1 protein-coding gene is annotated in these 1215 nt (G+C 42.5%); it reads right to left on the reverse strand.

From position 1 onward, the window contains the following. Positions 1–37: 37 nt before the first annotated feature. A protein-coding gene (locus DN730_RS18995) for an IS3 family transposase (RefSeq protein WP_115469693.1) occupies positions 38–1215 on the reverse strand; the annotation gives its coding sequence in 2 pieces (ribosomal slippage) (positions 38–909 and positions 909–1215; 1179 coding nt annotated over the 2 pieces). This gene is flagged as partial in the annotation.

Consider the following 1215-nt stretch of genomic DNA (forward strand, 5'->3'; position numbering starts at 1 on the left):
TGACTAGTCCTGATATAGGTTGACACTTATTCAGACATTAAAACGCTCGATGAACCTCATCGGGCGTTTTGTATTTTAGGGCCATATGCGGCCGACTCTTATTATAGCTTTCTACCGACTCCGATATCATTAGCCGAGCTTCATTCAGGTCTTTCGGCTTCATGATTAAGTACTCATTTTTAATAATGCCATTGATCCTCTCAGCCAGCGCATTCTGGTAGCAATCGTAGCCATCCGTCATCGAGCACTGAACTCCATGCTTTTCATGAAGCTGTTGATACTGCTTAGAGCAATATTGAAGCCCTCTATCTGAATGATGCACGAGCAATTGAGCTGTTTTCGTTCGTTCTTTTAAAGCATTTTTATAGGCTTTAATGACGGCATCAGTTCTTAGAGTATCGTCTACGTGATATCCCACTATTTTTCGTGACCAAGCATCCGTAATCAAACTGAGGTACGTATCGCCATTATGGGTAGGAACATAAGTAATGTCGGCCACCCATAGCTGCTCAGGTCCACTTGCTTGTATTTGATTTTCACCATCTTTAATCAAGTTTGGATGGCAGTAAAAACGGTGACGGCTCTGTGTTGTCTTATGGTATGAGCGCCTTACTTTAACCAGTAACCGTGCTTCTCTAAGCACCCTAAACAAACGGTCTCGACCAATATAGCAGCAGTGTTCCAAGCCAAGTTTATGCTGAAGCTTTCTCGTACCCATCCGAGGATGCTGTAAACGAATGTGTTGCACTCGATTGATCACATCATTATTTAAATGGTCTTTTCGCTCAGCTAGCAAACAGCGCTTGTAATAAGCCTGTCTTGTGATTCCAAGATAACGACAACATTCAATGACGCTAAAGCCATCTACTTTCTTTTCTTGGATCGTTTGGCAAGCGGCTTTTTTGACACGCTTACCCCGTAATCACGCTTTAACACCATGATCATGTGCTCAAAAAACTCAGCTTTTCTCTTAGTCTCAACCAACTCAGTTTCAAGTTCTTTAATACGCTGCTCAGGAGTAAGCTCTTTTGACTCAGTCATAGGACCTCCTTTTGGATGTAAAGGCGAACCACCTTGACTCCAATCTAGCCGACCATGCTTTCGAAGCCAAACTAAAACTGTAGAACGGCCTTGTATACCGTATTTATTTTGAGCTTGTTTGTAGGTCAGCTCGCCTTTTTCTACTTGATCAACAACAGCCAATTTAAAGGCAAG

Origin of the sequence: Marinomonas piezotolerans (assembly GCF_003362755.1) — a bacterium.
Classification (GTDB): domain Bacteria; phylum Pseudomonadota; class Gammaproteobacteria; order Pseudomonadales; family Marinomonadaceae; genus Marinomonas; species Marinomonas piezotolerans.